The organism is Streptomyces sp. NPDC126510 (assembly GCF_040302345.1).
GTDB lineage: Bacteria > Actinomycetota > Actinomycetes > Streptomycetales > Streptomycetaceae > Streptomyces.
Map to the genome: position 1 here is coordinate 23,246 of NZ_JBEORR010000044.1, position 15,443 is coordinate 38,688.

The following is a 15,443-nucleotide window of genomic DNA, read 5'->3' on the forward strand; positions in this document are numbered from 1 at the left end:
GCCGAGAGAACTGGCGGTCAGGGTTGGATCAGAGCTTTCCTTCCACCTTCGAAGCGCGAGAGCACATGCCAGCGCCTCATCTGTGGAAAGAAAGATCGGCGGCAGGACCGCCCCAGGTTCGAGAGAGTATCCGCCGTCGACACCGAGACGTGTGTCAACGGGGTACCCCAGATGGCTTTGTCGGCCAATGTTGACGTCGCTTGTTGATAGATCCTGACGTCACTTCGGATCTGGGGTTCCTGCCGCGATTGCATATCGGTGAATGCCAGCGTCACTCACAGCCCGCGGGGAAGGGTCGACGGCATGGCTCGCACTCCTTTCGCAGACCTTTCCTCAGGGCCCAGCTCGCGCGCAAGCGTTCGGCTTATGGGGCGCGGCATCCGGCAGCGGTGGCGCTCTCGGAGTACTTGGCGGTGGAGTCATCGTCGAAACCCTAGGATGGCGGTGGACTCTGCTGGTGAACGTCCCGATCGGGCTCGCACTTCTGGCGTTGCTCATCTTCGGTAACCGGACGCCGCACCCCACCGCACGGCCCCATCTCGACCTGGCCGGCAGCACCGCGTTCCTAGTAGCTACGGCATCACTTGTACTGGCAGTCATGTCGGTTTCGAACTCTTTCACCGCTGCCGGGTGGGCCTTCCTTGGACTGGTCAGTGTCGTCACATTCGTGCTCATCGAGAAGCGCGCGGCATCACCTCTGATCCCTTTTGTAGCGCTCGGTCGAACCGGCGCCTGGCGGCCCGCTACCGCGATGATGTTCATCGGCGGAGCCATGACAGCCACTTTTTACTTCATGACCCTCAACCTGCAGTTGTTCCACCTGCTCAGCCCCCTCGCCACCGGTCTCTCATTCCTTCCCCTATCACTCGGGGCTTTCCTCGCCGCAGCCACCAGTCACCGGCTCCAGCGGCGGCTCGGGACAGACAGAACGACCGCGCTCGGCGCGCTCATCATGACAACCGGTCTGGCCGCGATCTGGGCCTTCTCTGCTGCCCCCTTCCCCGCGGCCCTGATTGCGGCGAGCGGGATCTTCGGCATCGGCATGGGTATCGCACTGGCGTCAATCGCTGACGGCACGACTCACCTGCTCCCCGCAGCACTAGCCGGAGCTGCTTCCGGAGTGCTCACAACCGCGCAGCAGTTTGGAAACAGCTTCGGCCTCGCCATCGTCGCTGCCGCCGACGGGCAGATACCGACCAACCACTACGCCGGAGGGTTCGTATCCACGCTAATCCTCAGCGCTATCGCGCTCGCCCTCCTCGCAACGCACGCCTGGTCGACGCAGAAACTCAGACGTGAATCAGCGTGACGCCAGATCCCGTAAACGACCGTTCATAAGTCAGCCGACACTCTCTGTCAGTTTCAGAAGTGGGCGTCATAATTTCCTGGGGTTTTACCTCCGATTGCAGTCGTCTTCTGACATTCTGACTGCAGAAGTGGACTGCACAATCGGTCGATCACACAGGCCTGGCGTTCGGAGGCTGCGATGGACGCGGACAAGTTCGACGTCGCAGAGACTGGTGTGCTGACCGCGTCGGCCGAGCAGTGGGAGCAGGCACGGTCACGGTTCGCAGTGCTCAGCGAACTAGCGGATCGATCCTCGATCGGCACCGCAGTGGTCGAGGATGCAGCACAGCAGTTGGGGGTCTCGCCCCGGCGTGTGTACGTGCTGTTGTCCAAGCTCCGGAATGGGGGAGGGTCGGTCACAGATCTGTTGGTCTCCGCTCCTGCAGGCGGGCGCGGCCGTTCCCGCGTGCCGGCCGAGGTGGAAGAAGTGATCGCCGAGCACATCAACCGCGAGTTTCTGGCTCGCCAGAAGCTCAGTGTCGCCGCACTGCATCGACATATCGCGCTGGCCTGTCACCGTGCGGGACTCCCTATTCCAGCCCGCAACACAGTCGCCGCGCGGATCGCAGCAATGCACCCGGGCCGCGTCGCACGGTCACGTGGCGGACCGGATGCCGCTCGATCGCGGCAATCCGCTGGCGATGTCCCGCCGCCGGTGACGGCGGTTCTCCAGCAAGTCCAGATCGATCACACCGTGGTCGATCTGATGATCGTCGACGAATACGACCGGGTGCCGATCGGACGTCCTTATCTCACGATTGCTATCGATGTCTTCAGCCGCTGCGTGCCGGGCTTCGTGGTCACACTCGACTCGCCGTCCGCAGTGTCGGTCGGGTTGTGTCTGGGCCGGGTGTGCTCGGACAAAAGCGTATGGATCGACGCTCTGGGGCTCGGCGCGGATGTGCGGTGGCCGATGGCCGGAAAGCCGCGCGCCTTGTACGTCGACAACGCCGCCGAGTTCAAAAGTGAAGCGCTACGGCGGGGTTGCGAGCAACACGGTATCGACCTCGGCTACCGCCCACCCGGCAGGCCGCAATACGGCGGGATTGTCGAACGCATCATCGGCACCGTCATGACCCAGGTTCACGAGCTCCCTGGCACCACGTTCTCGAATCCAACGCAGCGGGGCAGCTACGACTCGGAGGGCGCGGCAGCTCTGACGTTACGAGAACTGGAACGCTGGCTGATTTTGGCGATCGCGGCCTATCACGCGGACGTGCACACCGGCCTGAGCCGGAGCCCGGCTGCGCAGTGGACCAGCAGCACCGACGCCGATACCGCTCTGGCGAGCTCGACAGTGGTGGATGAGACCGCATTCTTAGTGGACTTCCTCCCCGTCATCCGGCGCCGACTGACCCGGACAGGGTTCGTCATCGACCACATCCAGTACTTCTCGAACGCGCTGAAACCATGGATCGCCAGGCGAGAGAAGTTGGGTCAGTTCGTTATCCGGCGTGATCCACGTGATCTGAGCAGGGTGTGGGTCCTGGACCCCGACAGCGGCGGCGGGTACGTCGAGGTGCCATACCGGACGATGTCACATCCGGCCGTGACAGCGTGGGAACACCGGGCAGCGGTGGTGCGCCTTCGAGAACAAGGCCGAGCAAGTATCGACGAACACGCTCTGTTCGCGATGATCGAGCAGATGCGTCAGATAGCCACGTCCGCACAGAGGTACACCAAGCGGGCCCGCCGTAATCGCACTCGCCGTTCTCATCTGAGCAGCATCACCACACCACCGGACACGCAGAGCCCGCCCGAGCTCGGCCCAGGCACCGACGACGTGCCGGTTCCGATCTTCGACGACATCGAAGAGTGGTGAATGGATGAACCACGACCCCCGAAACGCTCCCGCCGGCGACGATGACGACCGTAGTTGCGAAGACATCGACGTCGTTCGTGCGGACCTCACCCACCTGCGAAGTTCGGTCAGATCGATTGCGGTTCTTCCTGCCGCGCAACGCATCAGGCATATTCGTACTGAACGGTGGATCGGGTATCCGCGTGCACGGTCGGTGATCGAGCATCTTGAGACGTTGCTGGTGTGGCCGGATCGGCAACGTATGCCGAACGTGCTTCTGATCGGACCGACGAACAACGGCAAGTCGATGATCATCGAGAAGTTCCGGCGTGCGCACCCTGCTGTCAGCTTGCCCGATCGCGAGCAGATACCGGTGTTGTGTATGCAGATGCCTCCAGACCCAGCACCCGCACGGTTCTACCTGGCGATGCTTGCTGCACTCGGAACGCCGATCCGCCCGCGGAGCCGAGTCCACGAACTCGAACAGCAAGCAATCTCGCTGCTGCGAGCGACCGGGGTTCGGATGCTGATCATCGACGAGCTCCACAATGTTCTCGCCGGCCGCGACAACGTGCGCCGAGAATTCCTGAACCTGTTGCGGTTTCTAGGCAACGAACTGCGGATTCCTCTTGTCGGAGTGGGCACCCGAGAGGCGTACCTCGCGATCCGTAGTGATGCACAGTTGGAGAACCGTTTTCACCCCATGACGCTGCCGATCTGGACCAACGACATCGACACCCGCTCCCTGCTGGCGAGCTTCACCGCCAGCTTCCCGTTGCGTGCGCCCTCGCACCTGACGTCGGCGGAGATGACCGATTACCTCCTCACCCGGTGTGAGGGCACCATCGGCGAACTGGCCACGCTGTTGACCGCGGCCGCAGTGACCGCAATAGAGGCTGGCGAGGAAGCGATCACCTCGCAGGTGCTGACGCAGACTGCCTACTCCGGGCCCACCGAACGCCGTCGCCACTTCGAACGGCATCTGGCATGACATCAGCCGATGCCTCGCCAGCGCCTACAGCGTTCGACCACAGTGGGCATCCGCGGTGGCCGCTGCACCCGCAACCATTACCTGGTGAGACTCTGATGTCGTGGCTTGCCCGGACTAGCAGACTGTATTCGTTGATCGGTACAGCGGATCTTCTCGACGGGCTCGGTGTCGACACTTCGGGCGTGGACCTCGACCGCTACACACCCGAGCCGGTGCTATCCGCGCTTGCCCAGAGGAGCACCTGCACAGCGGAACGGCTGCGTGAGATGACGTTGGCGGGCGGTACGCCCTGGCTGCTCGACAGCACCGACCCCGGCGGATGCGACTTCGACACCTACGTCCATCAGTTCTCTGTCCTACTACCGGCGGGTCTGGCAAGGTCAGATCGACGTCGACGCGCACCGCCCGCCGGCACGTGGCTTCCCTGGGTGAGCAAGCTCGATACGCGGGCATGCCCCTTGTGTATCGACGACCTCGACACAGACGCCGACATCGCGGTCATGATGGCTCATCAGTACCCGATGCTGACCAGCTGCACGAAACACCTCTGCCGGCTCGAATTCTGTGCTGTCATACCCGGCCGACTGGTCTTTTGGGACAGGACACCGCCAGGCTCGGACGAACACGCACCACCGATACCCGTACCGGCAGTCGTCGCAGAAATCGACAGACGCACCGCCGTCGCGTTGACGTGCGGGTCGGTCGAGCTCGGCGGAGGCCGTGTTCATGCCGGAGTGTGGTTCAGGCTGCTGCGTACCGTCGTCGACGAGGTATCGACACCGCTGGTCCGCACCGGATGGTGGGCGAAGCCACTGAGCGCGATCTGGAAGTCCACCGGCCATTCTCGCCCGCTGCGGACATCGTGGGTTCCGTTCGAGCAACTGCGGTGTGACGAGCAAGCGAAGGTTTTGTTTGCTGCCGCGACCGCGATCAATGCGGTCGAGAACGATGAGATAGCCGCGAGCGGTGCTGATGCCTGCTTGCTGCGGCCGCGACGGTACGAGCCGGTCGATCCGGGGGCCGCTCCGACGAGGTCTCGCAGTCCGGTACCCGCCCGCAGCGCTTGGGACGGTGTGATTGCGGCGATCGATGCCGCTGTCGCCGCCGCCCGCGTCGACAGCGATGCCGCCCGATCTTTGTTCGGATTCGCTCGAACGGGGTGCCGCACCGAAGATGACGTCGATGAGCTGGCCTATGCCTTCGTCGAGCTCGGTATTCGACTGGACTGGGACTGAAGCGCGCTAGATCGCAATCGCCACACGTTTCTCTGCGCTTTCAGGCGGAATTCGATCGCACCCTGTAGTCACCCACGGTTTGTGTGCGGTGACCCACGAGAATTTTCCTTCCCGCACCGTCTTCGATGAATCGCCAGGTGAGCGTGTTTTGAATCCGAAAACTGTGTCGGAGGTGCCCGATACAGTTCTGCCCATGACAGAACGCCAGCTCACCGGCGGCTCGGCCGCGATTCCAGCTGTCTTGCCGGGCGGTACTGCGGCCGTGTTTCCGGATTTGCCGCCCGAGGTTGCGGCTCGGATCGAGCGATCGATGGCCGCGTCACGCTCCGCGGGGACCCGGCGGGCCTACGCTTCGGCGTGGCGACGCTTCGAGACCTGGTGCGCCGCCACCGGACATATCTCGTTGCCGGCGCACCCTGCGACGGTGGCTGCCTATCTCGTTGGAGCGGCCGACACACTCACAGTCGAGGGAACGCGGGCATATGCACCGTCGACGTTCGGTAAATGGGTTGCCGCGATCGCCGATAGTCACCGCGCTACTGGCCACGACAACCCGTGCGGCCACGAGATGGTGCGCGCCACCGTTTCCGGTATCCGACGGGATTACGCGTCGGCGGGGGAGCGACCCCGCAATCCGCGTGCGCCTCTGTTGACTTCCGACATCACCACGATCGTCGACCACGCGCGTCGCAGTTCGATCGGGTGGGCGTCGGAGGTCCTCGAACGGCGTGACACCGCGCTGCTGCTGATGGGCTACACCGGCGCGTTTCGGCGGGGTGAACTCGTCGCTCTCGAGTGTCGTGATATCCGCCGCGACCGTCTCGACGGCGCGCACGTACGTATCCGCAAATCGAAGACAGACCAGGACGGTGCCGGTGCAGTGAAGGCATTACCGTTCACTGGCCGCCACGAGTCATGTCCGGTCTGTGCGTGGGTGCGGTGGCTTCAGGTCGTCGCCGCGTTCGACTCCGGGGGCAGAGTCGAGGTCATTCGACTGCTCTCTCGCGCAGTGGAATTCGAGTCTCATATCTGCCTCGGCACCCTTCCTGCAGCCGAGAAACGGTCCCCTCTGTTTCGGTCTGTCCGCAAGAACGGAAACATCTCCGATACGCCGCTGTCCGGGGCTGCGGTACATGCGGCGATCCGTCGACGAGCTACTCGAGCTGGATACGACCCCGACACCGTCGCCCAATTCGGCGGGCATTCTCTGCGTGCAGGATTCGTCACGCAAGCCTTTCGCAACGGTGCCGATGCGCACACGATCATGCGCCAGACCGGGCACACCACACCCGCAATGGTCGAAACATATGCCCGCGAGCACGCACCTCTGGTCGGCAACGCGGTCACCGAACTCGGTCTATGACCGGGCGCGTGACTGCATCTGTGAGCGGCGACGGGGCGACCGAGGCAGATGCTGACCACGATGACCGCGCCGGTTCGATACGGCCAGCGGATATCGCGAACGCGGCGGTGCCGAAGCGCGATCGGCACACGTGGTCACTGTTCGAGGACTGGTGCACCGCCCATGACGAACCACCACTGGCGGCCTCTCCGGAGTCACTTGCTCGGTTCCTCCACGCGCACCCCGCCGCGTCGACGACCCAACGCCGCCGGATCGCGGTGATCGACGCCGCCCATTCCCGGCACCTGTTACCCCCTCCGGGGCGCGCGGAGGCTGTCCGGGCTGCGCTGGACGTGGCGCGCACGGCGCGCCTGCACGAGCTGGCAGCCGTGATCGGCGGAATCATCGCGCGTCTCCCCGAATCCGGTTGGCCGTCAGCACTGTTCGCGCGGCGAGATGCCCTCGTCCTGGTCGTTGCCTCGACCGGTCTGCCGTACACCCAGATCGCGGCCCTGCGGGCATGCGACGTCACCGCCGATCCGAGGATCGACGCCCTTCGTATCGACTCAGGCCGCGGCGTTCATATCCTCACCTCCCTCGCACTGACGGGGACGGGTATCTCGCCGCGGATGGTGTACCAGCGCTGGTTGGAGGTGCTCGGCCATCACGCGCGGTATCCGAGCACCCGAATGCTCGCCGACGCTCTCGATGCCGTGGGCGGCACCGGAATCGGAGGATACGACCGGTACGTCGATTCGGCCGATCGACAGCCGCTGTCGACTGCGATCGACCGGTGGGGTCACACCCCGTTGACTGCGACCCCGCTCACGTCGCGTGCGGTCGCCGGCATCGTGCGAGCGCACCTGGACGGACGTGCGCCCACCCGCCTGCAGCCCACTGCGCGGTCACAACAGCCGGAGCGGATCGCGGCATCGGATCCAGTACCGCGGGTCGTGCTCGACCCCGGCTACTACGAACGCGGAACGCTTGCGCGTAGACACGCCCACGGTCTTCTCGATGACGTGGACTCTGTCCTCGCTGATGTCGAAATCCGCGCGGACAGCCTGTTGGAAGCACTCGTCGACTTTCTCGAATCGGAGACCACACGCGTGCCGGCCGACACCGTCGAGTGACAAGTGGTTCGTACTCGAGTTTGCACAAACTCTTCGTTCTCACGGCGGCGACGTCTCCGAACTCTCCGCGATGAAGATCGATCAGTCCGCGGACGAACGGAGGCATCGATCTCGACCCCGCGTTCTGTGGGATCTACGTCGAATCCGCGTCGTCCGAGAGTGGCGGGTTTCGGAAATCTTTCGGAGAGCGTCCGGTCCAGCGTTTGAAGGCGTGAGAGAAGTTGGCGAGGTCGCTGTATCCGAGTTCAGTAGCGATCTCGCTGACCGAAACCGATCGGTCGAGGAGCCGTAGCATCGCGTGCTCGTACAGCAGCGATTGGCGCACCTTGCTGTAGGTGGTTCCTTCTTCGGCAAGCCGCCGTTTCAACGTGCTGCTCGACATCGACAATGCCTGTGCAACACCATGGTTGGTTCGCTGTCCGAGGTCCTTCTCCAACAGTTGCCTCACCTTCTCCGTAGATGACATGGACCCACTTCGCTGGGCGAGTGTTCGCTGCAGATCAGCGATAGCGAGTCGATATGCGAGAGGGTCCGAGAACCGACAAGCCTTGTTGAGGGTGTCCTCGGGTACGTGGACGAAGGAAATCGGAGCGTCGAAGAATCGGCGATTCGACCCCGGACCTTCGTCGTGGCTCACCACCTCGGCCGGCTCCGGCCAGCTCAGATGGAGTGTCACCGGCGATATGTCACCGGCGAGCATGTCCAGCAGTCGTAGTAACGCCGACCCACCGTAGGTGATGACCAAGCAGTCCAGTGCGGAATCGCCTGTATGCGCAGTGAGCCCGACGATCAGACCGTAGTCGCCAGTATGGAACTGCGACTTCAACGCCGTGGAGATCAATGGCAGGTATGTCAGGAGATCGACGATCTCGGCGACCGAACCAGCACTGATCAAAGGTGAACTCAGAGGCCCGAACGATGTCAACTGGGCCTGCTCGGCAAACGCAAATCCGAGTCGAGTGGCCTGGGCGATATCGAGTTCGGGGTAGACCTCCCGAAACCACCGTATCGGTGCCTGAACGTCATGCTGAATGAGCGTCGCTTCACTGGTTCCTTCGCGGTGCATGATCGCACGAAGCCGCGCGGCGGCGTCCGGGTCGAGTGCGCGGCGTTCGAGCAACTGCACGAACGCAAGCGGCGGCACACCCTCATCGCTCAGCTTCACGGTGACCCCTTTGACCCGAATTCACAAGTTTATGACTCCACCGAACATAGCCGTCACCCGCGTTCGCGACGACACTTTCCTCAATCACGCCGGAAACGAGGAGTTGACATGGCAGCTGTAACTTTCGTCGCCCACGATGGTGAGAAGCACGAGGCGGCTCTGGTCGAAGGTCGATCGCTGATGCAGATTGCAACCGACAATGCTGTGCCGGGGATCGATGGAGACTGTGGAGGGGAAACGGCCTGTGGCACCTGCCATGTGATCGTCGACCCGCAGTGGTCAACAGAGGTGGGTCTGTCCGGCGCCGACGAGGAGGAGATGCTGGCGATGAACCCCGAGCGTGAACCCACTTCTCGGTTGTCGTGCCAGATGGTGGCCTCGGAAGCGTGGGATGGCCTGATCGTTCGAACACCTGAATTCCAACTGTGATATGCGAAAGGCAGGCACGACAGCATGAAAGTTTCTGAGTCGATCACCGACAAGGTCCAGTCGACCATCCCGATAGGCCTGCAGATCCAGGGCGCTCATCTGTACGACAAGACCCGACGGTGGGTGACTGGAACGAATGGCAAGAAGATCTTCGTCGAAAGTCCCATCCCACCGGTCGAGGATGTCGAGCTCGCCGACATCGACCTCAGTAACCCCTTCCTTTACAGACAAGGGCGGTGGCAGTCGTACTTCGAACGGGTGCGCAACGAGGCACCGGTTCACTACCAACCCAACAGTCCGTTCGGCCCGTTCTGGTCGGTCACGCGCCATGCCGATATCGTGGCCGTCGACAAAAATCATGCGCTGTTTTCCGCCGAGCCGTTCATCGTCATCGGCGTCCCGCCCCGGTTTCTCGATATCGAGATGTTCATCGCGATGGACCCACCACGCCACGACAGACAGAGGGCTGCCGTCCAAGGCGTGGTCGCACCGAAGAACCTCCGGGAGATGGAGGGACTCATCCGATCACGCGTGCAGGAGGTGCTGGACGACCTCCCCTTGAACGAGCCGTTCGACTGGGTTCAGAATGTCTCGATCGAGTTGACAGCTCGGATGCTCGCAACTCTTCTGGATTTCCCCTACGAACAACGCCGCAAACTCGTCTACTGGTCTGATCTGGCAACCTCGATGGAGCAAGCCAACGGTGGGCCCTCGGACAACGACGAGGTGTTTGAAGGCATGCGTGACATGGCCCGTGGCCTCAGCGCTCTCTGGCATGACAAAGCAGCCAGGAGGTCTGTAGGGGAAGAGTCCGGTTTCGATCTGATCACCATGTTGCAGAGCAACGAGGACACCAAGGATCTGATCGATCGTCCGATGGAATTTCTGGGCAACCTCGTACTGCTGATCGTCGGTGGCAACGACACGACGCGAAACTCGATGAGCGGTGGCGTTCTTGCGTTGAACCAATTCCCCGACCAGTTCGAGAAACTGAAGGCCAATCCCGATTTGATCCCCAACATGAACTCGGAAATCATCCGATGGCAAACACCATTGGCGTACATGCGCCGAATCGCCAAAGCCGACACCGTTCTGAACGGACAATTCATCCGCAAGGGCGACAAACTGGTGATGTGGTACGCCTCGGGTAACCGCGACGAACGCGTTTTCGAGAATCCTGATGATTTCATCATCGATCGCGCCAATGCGCGCAATCACATCGCGTTCGGATTCGGTGTACACCGGTGTATGGGCAATCGACTGGCCGAAATGCAGCTGCGGATTCTGTGGGAGGAGTTGCTTCCCCGCTTCGAGAACATCGAGGTCGTCGGCGACCCCGAGTACGTTCAGTCGAATTTCGTGCGGGGCATCAGCAAGATGATGGTGCGCCTGACGCCTACTTCCAGCGCATGACATCGCAACGGGCGATCATCGTCGGCGCAAGCCATGCTGGGGCACAACTGGCAGCAAGTTTGCGCCAAGAGGGTTGGACAGGCGACATCGTCCTCATCGGTAACGAGTCTGCCACTCCCTATCAACGCCCCCCGCTGTCGAAGGCATACCTGGCGGGCAAATGCGTACTCGACGACATCGCCATTCGCAGCACGGACTTCTACTCCAAGCAAGGTATTCAGCTTCTGAACGCGCAGGTGGAGGCCATCGCTCGGTCGGAAGGCAACGTCGTTCTCGACACCGGCGAGAAGCTGGCCTACGACAAGCTCGCGCTGTGCACGGGAGCCCGTCCTCGTCGGCTCACCGTTCCCGGGGCCGATCTCCACGGGGTGTACTACCTGCGCACCGCAGCGGACGTCGAGAGGATCCGTATGGCCACCAGCCCTGGTCGGCGGGTGGTGATCGTCGGAGGCGGCTACATCGGACTCGAGACAGCGGCATCGCTGCGCGTACTGGGCGTACAGGTCACAGTCCTCGAGGCAGCTGGGCGTGTGCTCGAGCGGGTCACTGCCCCCGACGTATCGACGTTCTTCGAGCGGATACATCGCGAGCAGGGAGTCGACATCAGAACGAACGCGATGGTCGAGGGCCTGTCCGGTGACCGTGAGGTTCGTGAAGTCACCTTGGCCAGCGGGGAATCGATCCCCGCAGATCTGGTCATCGTCGGTGTCGGCGTCGAGCCGAACACCGACCTCGCCGCCGATGCGGGTCTTGTCATCGACAACGGCATCGTGATCGACGATCACACTCGGACCAACGACCCCGACATCATGGCGGCGGGGGACTGCGCGAGCCACGACATGGCCCGTTACGGCCGTCGACTACGGTTGGAGTCCGTCTCGAGCGCAGGAGAGCAGGCCAAAGTCGCTGCCTCGACCGCCTGCGGGAAGTCCAGAAAAATCGAAGCGTTGCCGTGGTTCTGGTCAGATCAGTATCACTTCAAGCTGCAGATCGCCGGCCTCAACACCGGATACGACGAAGTGGTTCTCAGCGGTGACCCCACCCGCGACAGTGACTTCAGTTGCTTCTATCTCCAGGCCGGTGAGCTCATTGCCGCCGACTGCATAGGTCGCCCGCGCGAGTTCATGTACAGCAAACGGGTGATCGCCCAGCGACTCCCCGTCCAACGCGAAGACCTGATGCTCGGCGGACTCGCGCGCAACTGACCGATCCTTCGGTCGTTGTGCACACAACAGCAACCGGTTGCTCACAGAAGGAAACATCAGCGATGACCATGACAGACCGCCCGCCCGGGGCACATACGAAGCAGCCACCACACGCGTACCTGGGAGCAACTGACTTCCTCGACATCGAGCACGAATCCGTGCGGGCGTTCACCGCCGCTGCAATCGGGGATGCGAGCAGCGACCGTGACAAGGCCAGACGCCTCTTCGCCGCCGTCCGCGACCAGATCTGGTACGACCCGTACACCGTGTCGGACGATCCGGCCCACTACCGAGCGAGCTTCGTCCTCGAGACCGGGCGCGCTTACTGCGTCCCGAAAGCGGTGCTCTTGACCGCAGTGTGCCGGGCGGCGGGTATCCCGGCACTGCTCGGCTTCGCCGACGTCCGAAATCACCTGCAGACCGAGGCGTTGCGCGCGCTGATGGGCGGCACCGACCTGTTCGTCTACCACGGCTACAGTCGCCTCTACATCGAGGGCCGGTGGTTGAAGGCCACGCCGGCTTTCAATGTCGAGTTGTGCGCTCGTTTCGGCGTGCCACCAGTGGAATTCGACGGCGATCGCGATGCTCTCATGCATGCCTTCACCGCAGACGGAGCCCAGCACATGGAGTATGTCCGCGAGCGAGGAGTCTTCGACGACCTACCCTTGGACGCGATCTTGACGGTGCTTCGGCGCGCCTACGGACCGAAGATCTTCACGGGCGCTCACCCACTCGACGAGGCTTTCACCGGCACACCCGATCGCCGCACCCGGCCGTACGAAAATCCGGGGATCGAAACCCGCCGCGGGGGTCTCGATGAACACAAGCGGTGAGAACATACGCCCTGAACCCCGTATCGCGGCCGACTGCCGATCGGTCGGAGCCCTCTCCGCGACAACCGTCGGTCGTGAACACTCGGACTACCTCGGACACCCTCGAATCGGGTGAGCCGATACCTGCTGGCAGAGCTGTGCCACATGACTCTCTCGTCGGCGTGGCCGTGTCCTGGCCGACACCGGAAGTAACCCGAACAGACGAGACCCGCTCTTCCTCTGGGGTTGCGGCTGCGCGCGATCAACGACCGATCCGAACGCCTCCCCAGGGCCGAGACGCCGCGCGATACCCATATCCCTCTTCCGTGTGCGCAGCTACTACCGCGAGAGCGGGCCGAACGGCGTATCCCGATGTCGCATATCTATGCAAGGAGCGCAGCATGATGAACAACGCACCTCACACCCCCGCCAGGACCGTGGCGATCACAGGTGGAGCTCGCGGCATCGGCTATCAGACAGCGAAGGAGTTGATTCGACGAGGCCACCGGGTCGCCATCGGAGACATCGACGAGACACGTGCGAAGGAGGCCGCCGCCGAACTCGGGGTGAAGGTCGTCACCCGACTCGACGTCACCGAACCTGACTCGTTCACAACGTTTCTGGACCTGGTCGAACGTGAACTCGGACCCCTCGACATCCTGATCAACAACGCGGGCATCATGCCTACCGGCCACGCCCACGAAGAGGACGATGCAGTAACCCGGCGGCAAGTCGAGATCAACGTCCTGGGGGTCATCTTCGGGACCAAACTGGCTCTTCAGCGAATGCTGCCGCGCCGCACCGGACACATCATCAACACTGCGTCATTGGCCGGCGAGCTCGCGGTACCTGGTTTGGCGACCTACTGCGCTACCAAGTTCGCAGTCATCGGATTCACAGAGGCCGCACGACTGGAGTACCGCAAGTCAGGGGTTCGACTGTCCACAGTCCGCCCGACGTTCACCAACACCGAACTCGTCGCCGGAACCGCCGGCGCAAAGGGATTACGCAACGCCGAGCCGGAGGAGATCGCCCGCGCGACAGCAGATCTGATCGAGTATCCACGCCCCTTCGTCCGCGTCACCCGTCTCGCAGGCGCAATGGTCGCGGCGGTGAAATTCGTCCCCCGGCGGTTGGCGACCGGACTGGGTGCGGCCCTGAACACAGATTCGGTGTTCCTCGCGGACGTGGACATGGCTGCTCGCCGAACGTATCTCGACAGAATCCAGAACAGCTGAGCGTGCCGACACGCGCGCTCGACCAGCCACCCGAAAGGCAGCCACAGTGACCCACACGACTCTGATCGAGAACTATCCCCACCGGATGGGAGGGCACTGCGGGTCAGGTGCAATGCGAGACCTTCTCCATTGGCACGGTCTGGGATGGGACGGACCACCCGACGAGGGGTTGGTGTTCGCACTGGGTGGTGATCTCGGTTTGTCCTACCTGCGATCGGCCGACCTGGTCCCACCGATATACCTGGTCGGCCGCGGTGCCGACTTCGAGATCGACTTGCCGCGCAGGCTCGGCGGACAAGTCGAGGTTCTCACGACCGACGATCCCGCTGAGGGATGGTCATGGGTTCGCGACGACATCGATGCGGGACGACCCAGCCTGGTCTGGGCCGATATCGCTGAACTGCCCTACCTACGGGTGAAACTGCAGATGAGTCGCCACGACATCGTGGTGATCGGCTACGACGAGATCGGGGGGACTGCCTCGGTCGTCGACAACGATCGGGCCGACGTGCAGGAGATCCCGCTCGACGCGCTGGCTCGGGCGCGATCCTCCACCTCGTTCCCACAACCGACACGTCACTGCACGTACCGAATCACATGGCCACAGACACTGCCGCCCGTGTCGACTGCCGCGGCCGCGGCCTTTGCCCGATCCGCCGCCAGCATGCGCGTCCCATCGACACCGGGAATAGCCGACCACGTACCAGCGGCCGGTGCCGAAGGATTGGCCGCGGTCGACCAGCTGGCAACCGACGTCAAGAGCTGGGTCGACCTTCCGCCCAATGACCTCGAGACGCTGCTGTTCAGTCTCGGTATCTTCATCGAAAAGGCCGGAACCGGAGGCGGGCTCTTTCGTCGGCTTCTCGCCGACGGCTGTACCGAGATTGCACGTCTGACCGGTGATCCCGCTACCGCAGACCTCGCGGTGGCCGCCGATCACTGCGCCCAGGCCTGGACCGAAACTGCCCGCGCCGGAATGGAACGCGGTCTCGGTGTGCGAACACGCGCAGCTGCGGTGGCCGTGTCGGCTGCCAGACTGCCTGCACTCGAGCTGATCCTGGTGGAGTCCCTGGAGTCTGCTTCACGCTCGCTGTCCGCCATCACGCGATGAGGCGCACCGTCGTTCGATGGCGCGCGGTAAACGGCGCATCGCACTGTGCTGCAGCCGCTGGTGTTGGATCGCCGCAGGCGTGCGGAGGCACCGAACGACCGAAGTTGCCGTACGGAACAGTCGAACGCCTCTCGGTGGACGCTGCATCGATGCCGTGTCGTTGCTCGGCAACAGACCCTGATCCCTGCCCCACGCCGACAACAATTCAGCCGCCGACGGAA

At 63.0% G+C, this 15,443-nt stretch carries 13 protein-coding genes; 12 read left to right on the top strand and 1 reads right to left on the bottom strand.

The features are described 5' to 3' along the window. Window positions 1-262 precede the first annotated feature (262 nt). From ABTX60_RS38535 to ABTX60_RS38560, 6 genes are all read left to right on the top strand, one after another. A complete protein-coding gene (locus ABTX60_RS38535) occupies window positions 263-1,309 on the top strand; it encodes an MFS transporter (protein WP_030537352.1) in 1,047 nt (348 codons plus the stop codon). Window positions 1,310-1,486: 177 nt separating this feature from the next. Continuing rightward, window positions 1,487-3,169 carry a TnsB C-terminal domain-containing protein gene (locus tag ABTX60_RS38540; RefSeq protein WP_054827568.1) on the top strand — a complete coding sequence of 561 codons (1,683 nt, stop codon included), beginning with the start codon at window positions 1,487-1,489 and terminating at the stop codon, window positions 3,167-3,169. A gap of 4 nt (window positions 3,170-3,173) precedes the next feature. After that, window positions 3,174-4,139 (top strand): TniB family NTP-binding protein, encoded by a 966-nt coding sequence (locus ABTX60_RS38545; RefSeq protein WP_054827569.1) that lies wholly within the window; start codon window positions 3,174-3,176, stop codon window positions 4,137-4,139. Next, a complete protein-coding gene (locus ABTX60_RS38550) occupies window positions 4,136-5,374 on the top strand; it encodes a TniQ family protein (RefSeq protein WP_256670145.1) in 1,239 nt (412 codons plus the stop codon). The genes ABTX60_RS38545 and ABTX60_RS38550 overlap by 4 nt, the downstream gene beginning before the upstream one ends. Window positions 5,375-5,462: 88 nt before the next feature. Then, window positions 5,463-6,737: a site-specific integrase gene (locus ABTX60_RS38555; protein WP_350835077.1), complete on the top strand. Its 1,275-nt coding sequence runs from the start codon at window positions 5,463-5,465 to the stop codon at window positions 6,735-6,737. A gap of 8 nt (window positions 6,738-6,745) precedes the next feature. Next, window positions 6,746-7,849 (top strand): recombinase, encoded by a 1,104-nt coding sequence (locus ABTX60_RS38560; RefSeq protein ID WP_235172423.1) that lies wholly within the window; start codon window positions 6,746-6,748, stop codon window positions 7,847-7,849. Between the two features lie 133 nt (window positions 7,850-7,982). On the opposite strand, the gene ABTX60_RS38565 is transcribed toward ABTX60_RS38560, so the two are convergent. Continuing rightward, complete coding sequence (locus tag ABTX60_RS38565) at window positions 7,983-9,014, bottom strand: helix-turn-helix domain-containing protein (protein WP_054827571.1); 1,032 nt, start codon at window positions 9,012-9,014, stop codon at window positions 7,983-7,985. A gap of 108 nt (window positions 9,015-9,122) precedes the next feature. Between ABTX60_RS38565 and ABTX60_RS38570 the strand changes: the two genes are divergently transcribed. The 6 genes from ABTX60_RS38570 (at window position 9,123) to ABTX60_RS38595 (ending at window position 15,222) form a co-directional block, all read left to right on the top strand. After that, window positions 9,123-9,443, top strand: coding sequence for a 2Fe-2S iron-sulfur cluster-binding protein (locus ABTX60_RS38570; protein ID WP_054827572.1), 321 nt, complete (start codon window positions 9,123-9,125; stop codon window positions 9,441-9,443). Between the two features lie 24 nt (window positions 9,444-9,467). Next, window positions 9,468-10,856, top strand: a complete 1,389-nt coding sequence (locus ABTX60_RS38575; RefSeq protein ID WP_317549635.1) for a cytochrome P450 — start codon at window positions 9,468-9,470, stop codon at window positions 10,854-10,856. Next, window positions 10,853-12,061 carry an NAD(P)/FAD-dependent oxidoreductase gene (locus ABTX60_RS38580; RefSeq protein WP_317549634.1) on the top strand — a complete coding sequence of 403 codons (1,209 nt, stop codon included), beginning with the start codon at window positions 10,853-10,855 and terminating at the stop codon, window positions 12,059-12,061. Before ABTX60_RS38575 ends, ABTX60_RS38580 begins: the two co-directional genes overlap by 4 nt. Window positions 12,062-12,123: 62 nt before the next feature. After that, window positions 12,124-12,894, top strand: coding sequence for a transglutaminase-like domain-containing protein (locus ABTX60_RS38585; RefSeq protein ID WP_350835072.1), 771 nt, complete (start codon window positions 12,124-12,126; stop codon window positions 12,892-12,894). Between the two features lie 380 nt (window positions 12,895-13,274). Next, window positions 13,275-14,111: an SDR family oxidoreductase gene (locus tag ABTX60_RS38590; protein WP_350835070.1), complete on the top strand. Its 837-nt coding sequence runs from the start codon at window positions 13,275-13,277 to the stop codon at window positions 14,109-14,111. Window positions 14,112-14,196: 85 nt separating this feature from the next. Beyond that, window positions 14,197-15,222 carry a BtrH N-terminal domain-containing protein gene (locus ABTX60_RS38595; protein WP_350835082.1) on the top strand — a complete coding sequence of 342 codons (1,026 nt, stop codon included), beginning with the start codon at window positions 14,197-14,199 and terminating at the stop codon, window positions 15,220-15,222. The last annotated feature ends 221 nt before the right edge of the window (window positions 15,223-15,443 follow it).